Raw genomic sequence first — 18,088 nt, forward strand, 5'->3', positions numbered from 1 at the left:
ACCCTGTGGCTTGACCACGGGGTCCAGTATTTTTAAAATTATTTTATGGACCCCGTGGTCAAGCCACGGAGTGACACGGTATATGTAATCATGATAGTACTTGGGATTGATCCGGCACTTGGGAGTCTTGGATGGGCAGTAGTTGCAAAAGAGACCGCAAAGTTGAAATATTTAGCTAGCGGTATTATTAAAACAAATAGTAAGGATGAAATTCATCATAGACTTGCTTTTATTAATAGTACATTAGAAAAAGTAATATTAGAATATCAACCAAATATGGCAGCGATTGAAGAAACATTTGTTAATACTAATAGCGTGACTTCTTTAAAACTTGGATATGCTAGAGGGGCGATAATGTCGCTGATCGGTAGATATAATTTAGGCTTACGAGAATTTAAGCCGAATACGGTAAAAAAAACCGTAACAGGATATGGGCATGCAGAGAAAGACCAAATTTTGCATATGATAAAGCTTTTGCTGCCTGGCACTTCCTTAATTACCAATTCCGATGAAGCTGACGCTGTAGCGATTGCCTATACCTGCTTAGTTACAAAAAATTATTAAAATGAATCCAATAATAATATTAGTTGCCCCGCAAATGGGTGAGAATATCGGTGCTACTGCAAGAGCAATAAAGAATTTTGGCTTAAATGAGCTTAGAATCGTAGCTCCAAGAGACGGCTGGCCTAATGAGCAAGCACGTAGTAATGCAGTCGGAGCGGTTAATATTATAGATAATGCAAAAGTTTATGATAGCCTTGAAGATAGCATTAAAGACCTCGAATATTTATATGCTACTACTTGCATTAAAAGGGCTATGAATAAAGATTATGTATTTTCACAAAATTTGCCTTTAGATTATCCAAATTCTGCAAAAGTTGGGATAATGTTCGGGCGGGAAAATAATGGGCTTAGCAATGAAGAGATTTCACTTGCCAATAAGATTATCACTATTAACACAACTGAATTTAGCTCATTAAATATTGCTCAAGCGGTGATTATAATATGCTATGAGTTATTTCGTAATTCTACGCCCAGAGAGGATGTACATAACATTCAAAAATTAGCTACTAAAGAAGAAATAGAGCATTTTTTAGTAAATTTATTCGGCAAACTCGATAAAGCCGGATTCTTCAAGGCTCCCGACAAAAAACCTGCTATGCAACAAAATATCACTAATATATTTACACGTATAAATAGTCTCTCTTCCCCTGAAGTCCAAACGCTGCAAGGTATCATAAAATCGTTAAACCTAAAGATTTAATAATTTCAGCTACTCTTTCTGCTTCATTTAAGGGTTTGTAGCTATATTCTTCTAAAGCAATAACCGACTTATCAAAAATTCTTGCTATCTTCTGTTCTACTAACTGCTTTATAAAAATCTTATGCTTTGAAGAATTAAAGTTTGGTGGGCAGAATATATAAAGAGGTTTACCGCTTGAAGCTGCTTCACTGCACATTGAGATTGAGTCGGCCGTAGAGATTATATATTTTGCTTTGGCGAGCATAGCTATATAAAGATTATAGCCTGCGTCTTCGTTCGGGTCATAAATAATTGTGGAAGACGGCATATTATTTTTAATAATTGATTTTACAGTTTGTGGTGTACGTCTACTAAAACTAATGAGGAAAGGTATTTGTTGATTAGTATATATTTTATTTAATAATGAAGAAAATAAAACTGCTTCATCTTCATTGAAATTAAATTTTTTATTATTCCCACCGATTATCACTGCAATAAACTGTTTAAGATTAGGATAATGTTTTTGCAGTTCTAGATTCGCAGCAACAAACTTATCGGTTATGTTGTTGATGGCTCCATTGATGGGGATGATTGTCATTCCGTGACTTGATCGCGGAATCCAGTCTTCTTTAATTTTTTTTTGGATACCGTGGTCAAGCCACGGTATGACATTTTGGCTATTACTTAAATCATGATAAGGCAGAATAACGGCATTAAATGCATCATAAGGCAAAGAGGGCTGCATTATTTGTATTAACTTGATATCTTTAAATTTCTTTTTTAAATAAAATGCTAGTACTGCCGTTCTTCTTCCGGCGGTAATTATCATATCAGGTAAAGGCTTTGCCATAATATTTTGCAATAGCTCACTTTTTATATGAATAGGATAATATTTTAGTAAAAAGTTCGGTAGCTTAGCTAAGCAATTATATTCAAGCTTAATTGTGGTATATTCTTCTGTTAATTTTTCAGCAAGTGCAATAGCCTGATGGGTGTTGCCTGTTCTATCATCTGCCAATACGTGTATTTTCATCGTAAATACTTCTCTAAAGGTAATGTTAATAAGTTTGTTAGAGGCAGTGATTTATCGCAAGCATCGGCTATCTGCGGTGTGATCGGGATTTGAGCGATTAGTGGTATATTATATTTTTGCGATAAATACCCGCCGCTATTATTTTTAAGCATATAGCTCATATTCTCAATTATTCCCAAAATAGGTAAATTTAGTTTTTGATATAAATCTATAGAACGTATTACGTCTATTTCTGATATTTTTTGCGGCGTAGTTACGATTATTACGCTGTCTAAATGATAATTTTCTAGCATACTTAAATGAATATCACCTATCCCCGGCGGCATATCGATAATTAGATAATCTAAATTATCCCATTTTGTTACCGATAATAATTGATAGATAGTTTTGCTCGCCATAGGACCACGCCAAATAATTGCCGAGTGGTCTTTAACGAAGAAGCCTATAGACATAATTTCGATGCTTTGAGCAAGTACCGGTATTATTCGTCCATCTTTCGTTTTCGGTACTTCGTTAATGCCGAATATATGCGGAATTGACGGACCGTAAATATCCGCATCTACTATTCCGACTCGGTAATTTTCTAGACTTAACTGCTGAGCAATAAGAGCTGATATTGTAGATTTTCCGACTCCGCCTTTGCCTGACGCTACTAAGATAATTTTTTTTACGTTTTCTATAAAATGTTTTGGTTTTTGAACTTTTTTCTCCATCGGTTTACTTTCGGTGAAAACAATTGTTATTTTATTTACTTCCGAAATCTCGTTAAGTTTATTAATTGCCTTAAGTCTAATTTCCTCGGCTTCTAACTTGTTTTTACCTGATATATCTATGGAGAAACCGATATTATTCCCCTTAATTATAATATCCGATATAACTTCATTTAAAAAAGTACCGTCTTTAAAGGTAATATTCTGAATTTTATCTATAATTTGTCGTTGGTGTAAATTCGCCATAATTAAATTTCCTTTTTAAAGCTGTTTAAGCTCGTAACTTGACGTTATATACTATAATATATATAATCACTTAAATCCTCATACTTTTTGTAAAACTCTACTTCTAGAGGTAATTTGTACGTCAATCCGGTACTCACATCTTCACGTACTTTTTTGTACGCTGCGGTGCTGCGTTTCGTGTTTCCTTCAAATTCCTCTCTATAAGCGAATTTTACAAGAAGTATTTTAAAATAATATAAAACAACAAAGCAAATGCTTAATAAAAAATATATCTCGATTTTAAAAAAATCCCCATGGAAAGATTTTGATTCTAATAAAGAATATAACATATTCACAAGACCGCGTAAAAATCAATTTAATTTTGATAAATTTCAATTCCAGTTTAATTTCAATGCTAAAACAATAATTTTAGCTGTTGTTGCGATGGTTGCTTTATGGTTTACTTCGGGTATTTATGAAATAAAAGAAGGTGAAGAAGCAGCAGTAATAAGGTTTGGGCGTTTTGTGCGTAAGGGTTCCCCCGGGCTTAATTATCATTTACCGGCTCCTTTTGAAAAGATAATAGTTGAGAAAGTGAAGCAATCACGCCGGATTGAGATTGGTTATCGTACAAATAGCTCTCTGCGTAGCGGTGGTGATAATACTAAAAATATTGCCGGTGAAAGTATAATGCTTACCGGTGATGAAAATATCGTTGCTTTAAATTGTGACGTAATGTGGCATATTAATAATCTTGAAGATTTTATTTTTAATGTACAAAGACCTGAAGAAACAGTAAAAGCAACAGTAGAAAGTGCCGTTAGGGAAGTAATAGGCAATACTCCTATTTCTTGGGTATTATCCGATCGAAAGCAAGAAATTACTTATAAAATAGAAAAATTAGCCCAGAAGATACTGGATAGTTACAATGCTGGTGTGATGATTGAGAAAGTACAATTATTAAAAGCCGAGCCGCCTGCCGAAGTAATAGACGCTTATAGAGACGTGCAAACTTCAAAAGCAGATAAAGAGAAAGAAATAAATCAAGCTCAAGCCTATAATAATAAGATTTTACCGGAAGCTAGAGGAGCAGCTGCAAAGATTATACAAGAAGCAGAAGGTTATAGAGAAGAAGTTATATCAAAAGCAGAAGGTTATAGCCAAAGATTTAATGCTATTTATAAACAATATGCTACAGGTAGGCAAGTAACTAGAGATAGATTATATTTAGAAGCAGTCGAAGAGATATTAAGCGGTTCAAATAAAACGATTATTAATAATGCACTACTGCCGCACATGGCCATAAAACCGTAGGGTACTATGTCATTCCCGCGAAATTGTCATACCGTGGCTTAACCACGGTATCCAGAAAAAAATTAAAAAAGACTGGATCCCGCGATCAAGTCGCGGGATGACATTATAACAGCATAGAATACAAAAAAACAACAAGGAATATTAAATGCAACAAAAGATTTATTATATAATTTTTACAATTGTTTTTGGGCTGATACTGATTTCTAGCTCCTTATTTTCAGTTGACCAACGCCAATCTGCTGTAGTATTCCAGTTTGGTGAGGCAGTTAGAACTATAGAAAATCCAGGGCTAAATATTAAAATCCCGTTTATTCAAAATGTTGAATTTTTTGATAAGCGTCTTTTAGATGTTGAGGTTGAGGCAAAAGAATTAACGGCTGCTGACGGTAAGCGAGTTATTGTTGATGCTTACGCCAAATTTCAAATTAATAATCCCGTAATGTTTTATAAAACGGTACATGATTATCAAGGCGTGAAAATTAGGTTAACTCGTAATCTTGAATCATCAATGCGTAAGGTGATAGGTAAAATCTCGCTAAGTAGCCTTTTAAGTCAGGAACGTAGTAACGTAATGTTAAATATCTTAAATCAAGTGGACGGAGAAGCTAAAAGCTTTGGTATTGACGTTGTAGATGTTAGAATTTTAAGAGCAGACTTACCGAAAGAAAATAGTGCGGCTATTTATCGTCGTATGCAAACGGCACGTGAAAAGGAAGCAACCCAAATTAGAGCGGAAGGGCAAGAAGAAAGCGTGCGTATTCGTTCAAAAGCAGATAAAGAAAGTAAAATAATAATTGCTAAAGCTTATCGAGATGCACAAATTATTAAAGGTGACGGCGATGAGAAAGCGGCAAAAATATATAATTCTGCTTATTCAGTCGACCCGGAATTTTATAAATTTTATAGATCACTTTTAGTATATAAAAATTCTTTAAAGAAAGAGGATACTAATTTTGTAATTTCACCGGATGCTGAAGTTTTAAAATATCTAAATCTAACTAAGTAGTATACTCGTTTAATTTGAAAAATTGGCTACGTTGTTTTATATTTTTTGATCCTTACGTAGGATTAACTATGCTGCGGTCAAAAAGTATAAAACGCCTTGCTCTTTTCCAAGTTAAACTTCGTCTATCTACTTTTTATTTACTTGGAGTATATGGTTAATCTGAAAATAGTTCTTGTTATAATAGTTTTAATATCAAGTAACGTTGTTCTAGCAAAAGAAAATAATAAGTATTTAAAAGTAGCAGATCAAGAAGAGAATGAGTTTACGGAAATAAATTCTGCTCCTTTAAAAGTAAGTGAAGCCACCCGTTATAGCTTTGCCGATATAGTTGAACCGTTAATTCCTGCAGTCGTTAATATTTCAACAATAGAATATGTTAATAGTAAATCGGAAAATGCCGAGAAAGATCCTCTGCAAGAAAAAAAAACTTTAAATTTCATTAATGATTTTTTAGAAAAGCTTAATATACCGTTGAATTTAGAAGAGGTCGATCAAACTCCTAAAAGCGTTCCGCTTGGTTCAGGATTTATTATTGAACCTAACGGCTTAATAGTGACAAACTATCATGTAATTGCAAATGTTGAGAAAATTAATATAAAACTTGCAGATAATACCGAATTATCGGCTAAATTAATAGGTAGCGATACTAAAACCGATTTAGCTCTCTTAAAAATAGATAGCGAGGAATCTCTACCTTTTGTTGAGTTTGGAGATTCAAATGATGCAAGAGTAGGAGATTGGGTTATTGCAATCGGTAATCCGTTCGGTAATCTAGGAGGTACGGTGACAAGCGGTATTATATCCTCTAAAGGGCGGGATATCGATATAGATACGGACAATATAGTCGATAATTTTATTCAAACGGATGCTGCAATTAATAACGGTAATTCCGGTGGTCCTATGTTTAATTTGGATCAGAAAGTAATTGGCGTAAATACGGCAATTTTTTCACCGCTCGGTACTAATATAGGTATCGGTTTTGCAATACCGTCAAATACTGCAAAGCCTATAATCGAACGTCTTAAGAAAGATGGAAAAGTAAGTAGAGGACGCCTTGGAGTAACAATACAAGATTTAACCGAGGAAATTTCTGAAGGGCTAGGACTTAAAGATACTAGGGGGGTGTTAGTAGCTAAAGTACAAGAAGACGGTCCAGGTGATAAAGCAGGAATTAAAACAGGTGATATAATAATAGAGTTTGCAGATATACCGGTTAAAAATACTAAAAGATTACGTGTAATTATTGCAGATGCTCCTATTGATCAGGAAGTAAAAGTAAAAATACTTCGCGATAAAAAAGAGCTTGAATTACCTATTAAAATTACTTCGGATAATGAAGAGGTTACCAAAGATTCTACAGAAGAGACCAATAAGGAAGAAATAACAAACAAAGAAGAAAATAATTTATCTATTACTAAAAATAATATTACTTTTAGTAATTTGACTGAAGAACTAAGACAAAAATATACTATTCCTCAAGATAAAATGGGAATAGTTATAACCAATATTGATGAAGAAGAAAGTCGCTTCAAAATTGGCGATCTGATAACCAATATTAATCAGGAAAGCATAGACGATATAAGTAAGCTAGAAGAATTATATGAAAATGCTAAAAAATCAGATAAGCAAAATATTTTGCTCTTGATTGAAAGGGGTAATACAAGTGTGTTCGTGCCGTTATTGGTGCTGTGATTAAATGTTATACCGTGGCTTGACCACGGTATCCAGTCTTTTTAAATTTTTAACTAGATACCGTGGTCAAGCCACGGTATGACACCTAAATAATTATGAATGAAAAAATAGCAATTTTAAGTGCATATAGTTTTGTTAATATAGAAGAGCCGGCGAATTTAATACCAAAGCTTTTGCTTATCGGTAAAAAAAAATATGTTAGAGGTACTATTTTATTAGCTAATGAAGGTTTTAACGGTTCTTTTTCAGGTTCATATGAAAATGTAAATCTTGTACTTGAAGAACTAATAAAGCTAACCGGCCCCAAAGATGTTAACGTTAAAATAAATTATAGTGATGTTCATCCTTTTCAGAAGCTGAAAGTAAGGCTTAAGAAAGAGATTGTAGCGATGAATGTTGAAAATTTGAATGTTGATTTGTTTAAAGGCGAATATATAGAGCCGAAAGATTGGGATGAATTTATCACAAAACAAGATGTTATAGTAATAGATACTCGTAATGATTATGAAGTAGAGGTCGGTACATTTAAATCAGCAATTAATCCTAATATCAAAACATTTAAACAATTTCCTGCTTGGGTTCAGCAGAATCAAGAATTGCTCAAAGGTAAGAAAATTGCTATGGTTTGTACAGGTGGTATTAGGTGTGAAAAATCCACCAGCTTACTTAAAAGCATAGGTTATGATGAAGTATATCATCTAAAAGGCGGTATATTGCAGTATTTAGAAGATACACAAAACAAGAATAATTTATGGCAAGGTGAATGTTTCGTCTTTGATGATAGGAGAGCAGTAGCAGATGATTTATCACCCGCAGAAGGGCATTGGTTGCAGACTCGTTTAATTTGAAAAATTGGCTACGTTGTTTTATACTTTTTGATCCTCACGTAGGATTAACTACGCTGCGGTCAAAAAGTATAAAACGCCTTGCTCTTTTCCAAATTAAACTTCGTCTGCCTTCATCCAATTTTTTATTATATTAAATAGCTATGACTAAAACCAAACAAGAAATTTATAATAAGCGTCCAACTTCGCCGCATTTAACTATATATAAGCCGCAAATAAGTTCTAATTTGTCGATTTTGCATCGTATGACCGGTGTAGCTCTATTTTTTGCAGTATCGATTTTGGCATGGTGGTTGATCCTTAGTAAATATGACAATAATTATTTACAACTTGCTAATTGCTGCATTATAAAAATATGCTTAGTAGCTGCTAGTTATGCTTGGTTTTATCATTTATGTAACGGCATTAGGCATTTATTTTGGGATATTGGTTACGGTTTTTCTATAAAAGCAGTTAATATCACCGGTTGGTGTGTAGTTGTATGTTCTATATTATTAACTATGTTGCTATGGGTATAAAAATATAAATAATCTTCGGTGTCATACCGCGACTTGATCGCGGTATCCAAAAAATAACTTAATAAAATGAAAGAATATTATGTTTATATACTTTCTAATAAATGTAACGGTAGTCTATATATAGGCGTTACTTTATTATAAAACGTATTTGGCAACATAAGCAGAAGATAAGAAAAGGTTTTACTACAAAATACGATATAGATAAACTAGTTTATTTTGAACAATTTAATGATGTTAATCTTGCAATTGGACGTGAAAAACGTCTAAAGGAATACAAGAGGAAATGGAAGCTAGATTTAATTAACTCTAGTAATCCAAGTTGGCATGATTTATATGAAGATTTTTTAAAATAAATTATGCTTTAGTAGTAATAAGTTTTTTTGGATACCGCGATCAAGTCGCGGTATGACAACTTAACGAAAAAAATATGTTTAGAGAAAATTAATGGTATATGATTTTAAAGCAGAAATTGTAAAAGCAAAAAATAGCGGTTCTGCTAAAAGTGGTTCTCATCATTGGTTATTGCAAAGAGCAACGGGGATTATATTAGCTTTATGTTCTATATGGTTAATATATTTTACGTTAACCAACAAAAATAATGACATAAATATTATTATGTGGGAGTTTAAAAAGCCTTTTAACGTAGTAGCATTGTTAATTACGGTGGCTATTTCGTTATATCATGCAATGCTTGGTATGCGTGTAGTGGTTGAGGATTATGTAAGTTGTCACAAATTACGTAATACATTGATTATAATAGTGCAATTATTTTGCATTGTGACTATTGCAGCTTTTGTAGTAGCGATGTTTTATAGGGGATAAAAATTGTCATACCGCGGCTTGACCGCGGTATCCAGAAAACAATTTATAGCATTATTGTGTATTGAATTACTGGACCCCGTGGTCAAGCCACGGGGTGACAGGGGTAGACAATTCACGTATCAAAATAGTAAAAAATTAATTTAATGACCAAAGCATATAATATCATTCATCATAAATTTGACGTAGTAGTTGTAGGTGCGGGCGGAGCAGGTCTTCGTTCTGCATTCGGTATGGCTAAAGAAGGGCTAAATACCGCCTGTATAACTAAGCTATTTCCAACCCGTAGTCATACTGTGGCTGCTCAGGGCGGAATTAGTGCGGCTCTTGGGAATATGGGCGAAGATGATTGGCGTTGGCATATGTATGATACGGTAAAAGGTTCTGATTGGTTAGGCGATCAGGATGCCATCGAGTATATGTGCAAAAACGCTCCCGATGCGATTTTAGAGCTTGAGCATTGCGGTGTACCTTTTTCAAGAACCGAAGAAGGAAAAATTTATCAGCGTCCTTTTGGCGGTATGACTACGGAGTACGGTAAAGGAAAAGCAGCTCAGCGTACATGTGCTGCGGCAGATCGTACGGGGCATGCCATACTTCATACTTTATATCAACAGTCACTAAAACATAAAGTGCAGTTTTTTGTTGAGTATTTTGCTATTGATTTATTGATGGAAGATGGTGAATGTAGAGGTGTAGTTGCGTGGAATTTAGATGATGGTAGTCTGCATTGTTTTAGAGCTCATGATGTAGTGCTTGCAACGGGCGGATACGGGCGTGCTTATTTTTCGGCGACGTCTGCTCACACTTGTACGGGTGACGGGGGCGGTATGGCGATTAGAGCCGGTCTTCCACTGCAAGATATGGAATTTGTACAGTTCCATCCGACCGGTATATATTCGGCGGGCTGCCTTATTACCGAGGGAGCAAGAGGTGAAGGGGGATATCTCGTTAATGCAAACGGAGAGCGTTTTATGGAGCGTTACGCTCCTGCTGCAAAGGATTTAGCTTCAAGAGACGTAGTTTCAAGAGCAATGACCATCGAGATTCGTGAAGGGCGAGGAGTCGGCGAGCATAAAGATCATGTATTTTTGCATTTAAATCATTTATCGCCTGAAATTTTACATAGCCGTTTGCCCGGTATCTCTGAGACGGCTAAAATTTTTGCCGGTGTGGATGTCACTAAGGAGCCGATACCGGTACTTCCTACGGTACATTATAATATGGGCGGGATACCGACTAATTACCACGGTCAAGTCATAATCAAAGACGGTACGAATCATAATAGCGTAGTAAAGGGACTCATGGCAATCGGTGAAGCGGCTTGCGTATCGGTACACGGTGCTAATAGGTTAGGATCAAATTCTTTGCTTGATTTAGTAGTGTTCGGTAGAAGCTCTGCATTAAAAGCGGCAGAGCTTATTAAGCCTGCGAGTCCTCATAGGCCTTTAAAAGAAGAAAGCCTTGAAAAGGTTATTAATAGATTCGATAAAATACGTCACGCTAACGGTAATATTTTAGTTGCAGATTTAAGGCTTAAAATGCAAAGAACTATGCAAAGCCATGCTTCGGTATTTAGAACTCAAGAGGTACTAGATGAAGGAGCAGGAATGATTAGCGAAATAAGAAGCGGCTATAAAGATATAAAAATTAACGATAAATCTTTGATTTGGAATAGTGATTTAGTCGAAGCATTAGAACTAGATAATCTACTTGATCAAGCTTTGGTTACGGTATATTCAGCAGCTGCAAGAAAAGAAAGCAGAGGAGCTCATGCACGTGAAGATTATCCTGATCGTAATGATGGAGATTGGATGAAACATACTCTTAGCTCTATCGATGAAGCGGGTAAAGTAGTTCTTGATTATAAACCTGTAACATTAACTACTTTAACCGATGAAATCAGTGCAATTCCACCGGCAAAAAGAGTGTATTAATTAATGTTCTTATGTCATTCCTGCGAAAGCAGGAATCTAGAAACCTTTAATGTCATCCCGCGATTTAATCGCGGGATCCAAAAATCCTTATTTTTCTAGATCCCGCGGTCAAGCCGCGGTATGACAAGAAAAAAATATATATTAAAAATGTTTGAGTATTTAACAAAATTCTATCCAAAAATCCTTTTTATTGTAGAGGGAACTTTGGTAACTTTAAAATATAGCGTTATTGCCGTTATATTCGGTTTAGTAATAGGGATGCTGCTCGCTATTTGTAAGGTAAATAAAAATCGTGCTTTAAGGTTTTTTGCAAATTTCTATACTTCTATTTTCAGAGGTACTCCTTTATTAATTCAATTAAGTATTATTTATTTTGCATCGCCGTATATAATAGTGGTTAAATTTAGCGTGTTTACGGCAGGTGCTATTTCTTTTTCTCTTAATTCGGGAGCGTATGTTTCCGAAGTAATCAGGGCGGGGATTAATGCGGTTGATAAAGGGCAGTTTGAAGCGGCTGAAGCTCTTGCTATTCCAAAGTTTTTAATAATGAAAGATATAATCCTGCCGCAAGCAGTTAAAAATATTTTTCCGTCATTAGTAAATGAGCTTGTAAATTTGATTAAAGAATCAGCCATTATTTCTATGCTTGGAGAAATGGATTTAATGCGTAGAGCACAAATTGTATCAATTGAAACATATAATTATTTTTTTCCAATGCTTATTGCTGCGTGCTGTTATTATATTTTAGTGATGTTAATCAGCTTTATAGCAAAAATAATTGAGAAAAAAATGATTGTTAATTAAAACATACTTGCTTTTATGGAAAAAGTAATTATAATTTAAATTTAGTGTAATTTACAAATTCTTATAATTTGTATTTAGAAATGATTTAAAATAAAGGGTGGAAGTATTTTTCCACCCTTTAATTATCGTATATATAAGTTTTTTTGGAGTATTTTTTTTAATGCCGACATATAATCAATTAGTACGTTTTGGGAGAAAGTCAAAAACTCGTAAGACCAAGTCTCCTGCCTTAGAATCTAATCCTTTTAAAAGCGGTGTTTGCCTAGTTGTAAAAACCGTTACCCCTAAAAAGCCTAACTCTGCACTTCGTAAGATCGCAACGGTACGTTTAAGTAATAAAAGAACCGTAAATGCATATATTCCTGGTGAAAAGCATAGTGTAAAGGAGCATGATAGGGTATTAGTAAGAGGCGGTCAGGTTCCTGATCTTCCGGGGGTGAAATATCATATCGTACTCGGTGCTTATGATATTGCCGGAGTTAAAGGACGTAAGCAAGGTCGTTCACGTTACGGTGCTCCTCGTAAACAAGTTGCAGTTACAAAAAAATAAATTATTAGTTAGAGAGAAAAAATAAAATGTCACGTCGTCATGCCGCGGAAAAGCGAGTAATTTTACCTGATATGAAATATAACAGTATTTTATTGTCAAGATTTATCAATAATATTATGAAAGAAGGGAAGAAAGCCATTGCAGAGAAAATTGTTTATTCAGCCTTTAATAAAATTGAAAAGAAGCATAGAGTTGATCCGTATCAAACCTTTAATAATGCTATGCATAACGTGAAGCCGCATTTAGAAGTAACTTCGGTTAGGGTTGGAGGAGCTAATTATCAAGTTCCGACGCATGTTGATGAAAGAAGAGGATATGCTCTTGCTAGCCGTTGGATTATTAATGCTGCGTCAAAACGTTCTGAAAAAATGATGATTGATAAACTTGCCGAAGAGCTGTTTGAAGCTTCTAATAATAGAGGCGTCGCCATTAAGAAGAAAGAAGATACTCATAAAATGGCTGAAGCTAATAAAGCTTTCTCTCATTTTAGCCCTAAAAAAATGAAATAAGGTAGGGTATAATGAGTAAAATAAATAAACTTGAGCATATTCGTAATATCGGTATATGTGCCCACATTGATGCCGGTAAAACCACAACTACCGAACGTATTTTATATTATACCGGTAAATCGCATAAAATAGGTGAAGTTCATGAGGGCGGTGCTACCATGGACTGGATGGAACAAGAGCAAGAACGCGGTATAACCATTACCTCAGCTGCTACTACTTGTAGATGGCAAGATAAAATAATTAATATTATTGATACTCCTGGGCACGTTGACTTTACTATCGAAGTAGAGCGTTCGCTTCGTGTTCTTGACGGTGCGGTTGCAGTATTTGACGGTGTAGCAGGTGTTGAACCGCAGTCAGAAACGGTTTGGAGGCAAGCAGATAAATATAATGTTCCTAGAATGTGTTTTGTCAATAAAATGGACAGAATGGGAGCAGATTTTTATAGATGCGTTGAAATGATCAAAGATCGTTTAGGAGCAAAACCGCTTGTTATTCAGTTGCCTGTAGGGATTGAAGAAAATTTTAAAGGTATAATTGATCTTGTTAAAATGAAAGCAGTGATTTGGAAAGATGAATCACTTGGAGCTGAGTATTTTGAAGAAGATATACCTGCCGATATGAAAGATAAAGTTGAAGAATATCGTGCTAAATTACTTGATATGGTTGTTGAGTTAGATGATCATGTTATGGAAAAATATTTATCAGGTGAAGAAGTAACAGAAGAAGAGATTAAAAGATTAATCAGAAAAGGTACTATTTCAGCAGCATTTTATCCGGTTTTATGCGGTAGTGCTTTTAAAAATAAGGGAGTACAGCCTTTACTTGATGCCGTAGTAGATTTCCTACCTTCGCCTATTGATATAGGTATAGTAAAAGGTATGGAAGTAAGTACCGGTGAAGAAAAAGATTTCCCTATTTCGGTAACTGAGCCTTTTGCAGCTTTAGCATTTAAAATTATGAATGACCCGTTTGTTGGTTCATTAACTTTTATTAGAATATATTCAGGTAAAATTACTTCAGGAACAACTGTTATTAATACCGTAAAGAATAAAAGAGAAAAAATCGGTAGAATGCTATTAATGCATGCTAATAATCGTGAAGACGTAAAAGAAGCATCAGCAGGTGATATAGTAGCTTTAGCAGGTCTTAAAGATACTACCACCGGTGATACATTATCCGATATTGATAAGCAAGTAATCTTAGAAAGAATGGAATTTCCGGAGCCGGTAATTGAGCTTGCGGTAGAACCTAAATCAACAGCCGATCAAGAAAAAATGGGCTTAGCACTTTCTCGTTTAGCAGCAGAAGATCCATCATTTAGAGTTTCAACTGATCATGAAACAGGACAAACAGTGATAAAAGGAATGGGAGAACTCCATTTAGAAATTATCATTGATCGTATGAGAAGAGAGTTTAAGGTTGAAGCAAATATCGGAGCTCCTCAAGTAGCATATCGTGAAACTATAACAAGAGCTTGCGAAATTGATTATACCCATAAGAAACAATCCGGCGGTGCAGGACAATTTGCTCGTGTAAAAATTATTTTTGAGCCTCTAAAAGAGGTAAAAGATCTAAAAGATGAAGATAAAAATAAAACTTTTGTCTTTGAAAGTAAAATCGTCGGTGGTGCCGTGCCTAAAGAATATATACCAGGTGTTGAAAAAGGTTTAAATAGTATTAGAGAAACCGGTGTTATTGCCGGTTATCCTGTGATTGATTTTAAAGTGACTTTAGTTGACGGTGCGTTTCATGATGTAGATTCTAGTGTACTTGCGTTTGAAATTGCTGCAAAGGCAGCCTTTAGAGAAGGGATGCCGAAAGGTAATCCTAAATTACTTGAGCCGATTATGAAAGTTGAAGTTATCACTCCTGATGAATATATGGGTGATATTATAGGCGATTTAAATAGTCGTAGAGGGCAAATTCAAAGCATGGATCCAAGAGGGAATGCTCAAGTAGTTACTGCGAATGTTCCTTTAGCGGAAATGTTTGGGTATGTTAATACGCTTAGGTCTTTATCTCAAGGTAGAGCTCAGTTTAGTATGATATTTTCTCATTATGATCAAGTGCCGAGTCAGGTAGCTGATATTATTAAAGCTAAAAAATAATTGATGGATCTAATTAGATATAATTAATGTCATGTCTTGCAAAGGTAGATGTTGTTTTACTGTGACAGCTTATAAATTAGAAGTACCGATTATTATAGTAATTTTTTAATAATAACAAATATTTTTAATAAATTTATTGATTTTTTATTAAAAATATGATAGGAGTGTAGCTCAATTGGTAGAGCGCCGGTCTCCAAAACCGGAGGTTGCGGGTTCGATGCCTGTCGCTCCTGCCATTATAGGTTTAGAGCTTTTTTGCTATAAAATATAGAGTTTTTACAAAATTCGCTTATAGGGAGAAATTTGAAAGATATACTTCACCTCGAATCGCAGCATACATACTAGTACGTGAGAATTCCAGTGCTGGGTCATCGTCTCAATTGCCTCTAGAAGTAGAATTTTTTAAGAAGTCTAATAAATTACCTAACAAAAATATGTTTAAAGAATATAAAATTTATAAGTTTTTTGACCAAGTTAAACAAGAAACTTATAAGGTAGTTTGGCCAACTAGAAAAGAGCTTGTTGCTTCAACGTTAGTAGTGGTAGTAGCAGTTTTTATTTTTAGCTTAATTTGTTTGGTACTTGATTATAGTATACATAACATAATGCAGCTTTTGCTTAATATCGGCAAATAGTATAAGGAATAAATTGTGACAGAACAGAGTATAGATAATATATTGCCTTCTTCTGAAAAAAATGTAAAGCAGTGGTATGTGGTACATACGGCATCAGGAGCAGAGAAACGCATTAAAGAAGATATGCTTAGAAAAATCGCTAAACAGAAAATGACAGATTTTTTTGAAGATATATTAATACCTGTTTTTGGAGTTTCTGAAGTTAAATGCGGTAAAAATGTCAAGGTAGAAAAAAAACTAATGCCGAGTTATATCTTGATAAAGATGAATATGACTGATAAATCTTGGCATTTAGTGAAAAATATATCTGGAGTAACCGGCTTTTTAGGAAGCAAAACCACGCCAAAAGCTCTTACAGAAAGTGAAATACAAAATATTTTTAATAATTTGGAAGCAGAAGCTAAAGAAGCAAAGAATTCTAAATTGTATGAAGTTGGTGAAATAGTGACTGTTACAGATGGTCCTTTTGAAACTTTCATGGGTACAGTAGAAGAAATAGATCAAGAAAAAAATAGGTTAAAAGTTTCAGTTTCAATATTTGGTAAAGCAACTCCAATAGAACTAAATTTTAATCAAGTAAAGAAAAATGATTAAAAGTTGGACTAAATACGGTTTATAAATTACTTAAGCTGTATTGTACGAATGTTCAGGATGTCATTGTTGCGGGATAATGAGTCGTCATTGCGAGCAGCCGTGGGCTGCGTGGCAATCTAGAAGAAATAATAAAAAAATTCTGATTTACAGAATTTTTTTCTTCCTTGCTTTGTCAAAACTTACAGCTTTTCCTCGCAATGATGGGAAAAACGATCCATGCAATTGTTACAAAGTAATATTAATTTAAGAGAAAAATAAGGATATTTATAAATGTCTCAGAAAGCAATAAAAGGTTATATTAACTTGATAATTCCGGTTGCCGGAGCCACTCCTGCTCCTCCTATAGGACCGGCCTTAGGACAAAGAAAAGTTAATATTGCAGCATTTTGTAAAGATTTTAATGATGCTACGCAAGGTATGGAAAAAGGAGTGCCTTTGCCGACTGTAATTACTGTTTATGAAGATAGTAGTTTTTCTTTTAAAATAAAAACTCCTCCTGCTTCTTACTTTTTAAAGAAGTATGCTAAAATTACTAAAGGTTCTAGTGCTACTAAGAAAGAAGCCTTAGTAGGTAAAGTTACTATGGATGATTGTCGTGAAATTGCAAAGTTAAAAATGCCTGATTTAAATACAAAAAATATTGAAGCAGCAACAAAAATTATTTGTGGTAGTGCTGCATCTATGGGACTTGAAGTGGTAGGGAATTAATTATTATGTCAAATAAGAAAGATGTTGCCGTAAAAATTAGCGGCGGTAAAAAAATAAGAGAAGCTAGAGAAAAAGTAAAATCAGATACTTTATATAATTTAACAAATGCAGTTGAACGATTAAAATCAGCATCATATGTTAAATTTGACCCAACCTTAGAAATAGTTATGAAGCTTGGAATTGATCCTAGGCATTCCGATCAAATGGTACGCGGTGTAGTTAATTTACCTGCCGGTACAGGCAAAACTGTAAGAGTTGCCGTTATTTGTAAAGAAGAAAGAGAAGAAGAAGCTAAAAGTGCTGGAGCAGATTTAGTAGGTTCAACAAATATCATTGATGAAATTAAATCAGGGAAAATTAATTTCGATGTATGTATAGCTACTCCCGATATGATGGCAGCTATAGGTTCAGTTGCAAGAATTTTAGGACCAAAAGGTTTAATGCCTAACCCTAAACTTGGTACCGTAACTTTAGATATTAAAAATGCTATTAAAAATGCTAAAAGCGGTCAGGTAGAATATAGAGCAGAGAAAGCAGGTATAATTCATGCAGGGCTTGGAAAATTATCTTTCTCAGACCAAGATTTATTAAAAAATTTAAATGCGTTTATTGAGGCAGTAATTAAAGCAAAACCTGCCGGATTAAAAGGAAGTTATTTAAAAGCAATGTATTTATCTTCTACTATGGGAGCATCGGTACAAATAGATTTAACTAGTATAGCATAATTTTTATAGCCGTTTAACGGTAGTATAGTAATAATAAAAAAATTTTGTTATTTTAAGCATTTGTATCAGTTTAAATATATTAAACTGTATTATAAAAGGAGAATTAAAAG

The 18,088-nt window shown here is 34.3% G+C and carries 20 protein-coding genes, 1 tRNA gene and 2 pseudogenes; 19 read left to right on the forward strand and 4 right to left on the reverse strand.

Annotated elements, in window-relative coordinates; all coding sequences use genetic code 11:
* The first annotated feature begins 90 nt into the window (after window positions 1-90).
* Complete coding sequence (ruvC, locus tag MB29_RS05115; RefSeq protein ID WP_032139323.1) at window positions 91-564, forward strand: crossover junction endodeoxyribonuclease RuvC; 474 nt, start codon at window positions 91-93, stop codon at window positions 562-564.
* A gap of 1 nt (window position 565) precedes the next feature.
* A complete protein-coding gene (locus tag MB29_RS05120; RefSeq protein ID WP_023507494.1) occupies window positions 566-1,264 on the forward strand; it encodes an RNA methyltransferase in 699 nt (232 codons plus the stop codon).
* Here the strand turns inward: MB29_RS05120 and MB29_RS14480 are convergent.
* The 3 genes and pseudogenes from MB29_RS14480 to MB29_RS12915 form a co-directional block, all read right to left on the reverse strand.
* A complete protein-coding gene (locus MB29_RS14480; RefSeq protein ID WP_032139324.1) occupies window positions 1,236-2,276 on the reverse strand; it encodes a mitochondrial fission ELM1 family protein in 1,041 nt (346 codons plus the stop codon). The two genes, MB29_RS05120 and MB29_RS14480, sit on opposite strands and share 29 nt — an antisense overlap.
* On the reverse strand, window positions 2,273-3,232 hold the full coding sequence (locus MB29_RS05130) for an Mrp/NBP35 family ATP-binding protein (RefSeq protein ID WP_032139325.1): 960 nt from the start codon (window positions 3,230-3,232) through the stop codon (window positions 2,273-2,275). Before MB29_RS05130 ends, MB29_RS14480 begins: the two co-directional genes overlap by 4 nt.
* Window positions 3,233-3,309: 77 nt before the next feature.
* Window positions 3,310-3,450, reverse strand: a pseudogene (locus tag MB29_RS12915) (palindromic element RPE1 domain-containing protein); the annotation flags it as partial.
* Window positions 3,451-3,484: 34 nt separating this feature from the next.
* Here MB29_RS12915 and hflK point away from each other — a divergent pair.
* Window positions 3,485-4,525: an FtsH protease activity modulator HflK gene (hflK, locus tag MB29_RS05135; RefSeq protein WP_032139326.1), complete on the forward strand. Its 1,041-nt coding sequence runs from the start codon at window positions 3,485-3,487 to the stop codon at window positions 4,523-4,525.
* 9 nt (window positions 4,526-4,534) lie between these two features.
* Here the strand turns inward: hflK and MB29_RS14485 are convergent, their stop codons facing one another.
* Window positions 4,535-4,660: a hypothetical protein gene (locus MB29_RS14485; protein WP_267881753.1), complete on the reverse strand. Its 126-nt coding sequence runs from the start codon at window positions 4,658-4,660 to the stop codon at window positions 4,535-4,537.
* Window positions 4,661-4,670: 10 nt separating this feature from the next.
* Between MB29_RS14485 and hflC the strand changes: the two genes are divergently transcribed.
* From hflC to rplA, 16 genes and pseudogenes are all read left to right on the forward strand, one after another.
* Window positions 4,671-5,531 carry a protease modulator HflC gene (gene hflC / locus MB29_RS05140; protein WP_032139327.1) on the forward strand — a complete coding sequence of 287 codons (861 nt, stop codon included), beginning with the start codon at window positions 4,671-4,673 and terminating at the stop codon, window positions 5,529-5,531.
* 150 nt (window positions 5,532-5,681) lie between these two features.
* Window positions 5,682-7,223 carry a Do family serine endopeptidase gene (locus tag MB29_RS05145; protein ID WP_032139328.1) on the forward strand — a complete coding sequence of 514 codons (1,542 nt, stop codon included), beginning with the start codon at window positions 5,682-5,684 and terminating at the stop codon, window positions 7,221-7,223.
* A 95-nt stretch (window positions 7,224-7,318) separates the two neighbouring features.
* A complete protein-coding gene (trhO, locus tag MB29_RS05150) occupies window positions 7,319-8,071 on the forward strand; it encodes an oxygen-dependent tRNA uridine(34) hydroxylase TrhO (protein ID WP_032139329.1) in 753 nt (250 codons plus the stop codon).
* A 140-nt stretch (window positions 8,072-8,211) separates the two neighbouring features.
* Entirely contained in the window at window positions 8,212-8,586 is a 375-nt protein-coding gene (sdhC, locus tag MB29_RS05155; RefSeq protein WP_032139330.1) for a succinate dehydrogenase, cytochrome b556 subunit, read from the forward strand.
* A 66-nt stretch (window positions 8,587-8,652) separates the two neighbouring features.
* Window positions 8,653-8,939, forward strand: a pseudogene (locus tag MB29_RS12920) (GIY-YIG nuclease family protein).
* A gap of 91 nt (window positions 8,940-9,030) precedes the next feature.
* A complete protein-coding gene (gene sdhD, locus MB29_RS05160) occupies window positions 9,031-9,408 on the forward strand; it encodes a succinate dehydrogenase, hydrophobic membrane anchor protein (RefSeq protein WP_032139331.1) in 378 nt (125 codons plus the stop codon).
* 143 nt (window positions 9,409-9,551) lie between these two features.
* Window positions 9,552-11,342, forward strand: coding sequence for a succinate dehydrogenase flavoprotein subunit (gene sdhA / locus MB29_RS05165; protein WP_032139332.1), 1,791 nt, complete (start codon window positions 9,552-9,554; stop codon window positions 11,340-11,342).
* A 147-nt stretch (window positions 11,343-11,489) separates the two neighbouring features.
* Complete coding sequence (locus tag MB29_RS05170; protein WP_008579660.1) at window positions 11,490-12,146, forward strand: amino acid ABC transporter permease; 657 nt, start codon at window positions 11,490-11,492, stop codon at window positions 12,144-12,146.
* 160 nt (window positions 12,147-12,306) lie between these two features.
* Window positions 12,307-12,696, forward strand: coding sequence for a 30S ribosomal protein S12 (gene rpsL / locus MB29_RS05175; protein ID WP_004996647.1), 390 nt, complete (start codon window positions 12,307-12,309; stop codon window positions 12,694-12,696).
* Window positions 12,697-12,722: 26 nt separating this feature from the next.
* Entirely contained in the window at window positions 12,723-13,205 is a 483-nt protein-coding gene (rpsG, locus tag MB29_RS05180; RefSeq protein ID WP_032139333.1) for a 30S ribosomal protein S7, read from the forward strand.
* Window positions 13,206-13,216: 11 nt separating this feature from the next.
* A complete protein-coding gene (gene fusA, locus MB29_RS05185; RefSeq protein ID WP_032139334.1) occupies window positions 13,217-15,316 on the forward strand; it encodes an elongation factor G in 2,100 nt (699 codons plus the stop codon).
* Window positions 15,317-15,476: 160 nt separating this feature from the next.
* Window positions 15,477-15,552: transfer RNA gene (locus tag MB29_RS05190), tRNA-Trp, on the forward strand.
* Between the two features lie 198 nt (window positions 15,553-15,750).
* A complete protein-coding gene (secE, locus tag MB29_RS10390) occupies window positions 15,751-15,951 on the forward strand; it encodes a preprotein translocase subunit SecE (RefSeq protein ID WP_032139391.1) in 201 nt (66 codons plus the stop codon).
* A gap of 15 nt (window positions 15,952-15,966) precedes the next feature.
* Window positions 15,967-16,545, forward strand: a complete 579-nt coding sequence (gene nusG, locus MB29_RS05200; RefSeq protein WP_032139335.1) for a transcription termination/antitermination protein NusG — start codon at window positions 15,967-15,969, stop codon at window positions 16,543-16,545.
* Window positions 16,546-16,815: 270 nt separating this feature from the next.
* Complete coding sequence (gene rplK, locus MB29_RS05205) at window positions 16,816-17,253, forward strand: 50S ribosomal protein L11 (RefSeq protein WP_032139336.1); 438 nt, start codon at window positions 16,816-16,818, stop codon at window positions 17,251-17,253.
* A 5-nt stretch (window positions 17,254-17,258) separates the two neighbouring features.
* Window positions 17,259-17,978: a 50S ribosomal protein L1 gene (rplA, locus tag MB29_RS05210; protein ID WP_032139337.1), complete on the forward strand. Its 720-nt coding sequence runs from the start codon at window positions 17,259-17,261 to the stop codon at window positions 17,976-17,978.
* Window positions 17,979-18,088 lie beyond the last annotated feature (110 nt).

It is taken from the genome of Rickettsia tamurae (assembly GCF_000751075.1).
GTDB lineage: Bacteria > Pseudomonadota > Alphaproteobacteria > Rickettsiales > Rickettsiaceae > Rickettsia > Rickettsia tamurae.

Bases quoted from the DNA above. Each gene is read 5' to 3' on its own strand.
- ruvC (WP_032139323.1), top strand. From the start codon at position 91: ATGATAGTACTTGGGATTGATCCGGCACTTGGGAGTCTTGGATGGGCA.
- MB29_RS05120 (WP_023507494.1), top strand. From the start codon at position 566: ATGAATCCAATAATAATATTAGTTGCCCCGCAAATGGGTGAGAATATC.
- MB29_RS14480 (WP_032139324.1), bottom strand. From the start codon at position 2,276: ATGAAAATACACGTATTGGCAGATGATAGAACAGGCAACACCCATCAG.
- MB29_RS05130 (WP_032139325.1), bottom strand. From the start codon at position 3,232: ATGGCGAATTTACACCAACGACAAATTATAGATAAAATTCAGAATATT.
- hflK (WP_032139326.1), top strand. From the start codon at position 3,485: ATGCTTAATAAAAAATATATCTCGATTTTAAAAAAATCCCCATGGAAA.
- hflC (WP_032139327.1), top strand. From the start codon at position 4,671: ATGCAACAAAAGATTTATTATATAATTTTTACAATTGTTTTTGGGCTG.
- MB29_RS05145 (WP_032139328.1), top strand. From the start codon at position 5,682: ATGGTTAATCTGAAAATAGTTCTTGTTATAATAGTTTTAATATCAAGT.
- trhO (WP_032139329.1), top strand. From the start codon at position 7,319: ATGAATGAAAAAATAGCAATTTTAAGTGCATATAGTTTTGTTAATATA.
- sdhC (WP_032139330.1), top strand. From the start codon at position 8,212: ATGACTAAAACCAAACAAGAAATTTATAATAAGCGTCCAACTTCGCCG.
- sdhD (WP_032139331.1), top strand. From the start codon at position 9,031: ATGGTATATGATTTTAAAGCAGAAATTGTAAAAGCAAAAAATAGCGGT.
- sdhA (WP_032139332.1), top strand. From the start codon at position 9,552: ATGACCAAAGCATATAATATCATTCATCATAAATTTGACGTAGTAGTT.
- MB29_RS05170 (WP_008579660.1), top strand. From the start codon at position 11,490: ATGTTTGAGTATTTAACAAAATTCTATCCAAAAATCCTTTTTATTGTA.
- rpsL (WP_004996647.1), top strand. From the start codon at position 12,307: ATGCCGACATATAATCAATTAGTACGTTTTGGGAGAAAGTCAAAAACT.
- rpsG (WP_032139333.1), top strand. From the start codon at position 12,723: ATGTCACGTCGTCATGCCGCGGAAAAGCGAGTAATTTTACCTGATATG.
- fusA (WP_032139334.1), top strand. From the start codon at position 13,217: ATGAGTAAAATAAATAAACTTGAGCATATTCGTAATATCGGTATATGT.
- secE (WP_032139391.1), top strand. From the start codon at position 15,751: ATGTTTAAAGAATATAAAATTTATAAGTTTTTTGACCAAGTTAAACAA.
- rplK (WP_032139336.1), top strand. From the start codon at position 16,816: ATGTCTCAGAAAGCAATAAAAGGTTATATTAACTTGATAATTCCGGTT.
- rplA (WP_032139337.1), top strand. From the start codon at position 17,259: ATGTCAAATAAGAAAGATGTTGCCGTAAAAATTAGCGGCGGTAAAAAA.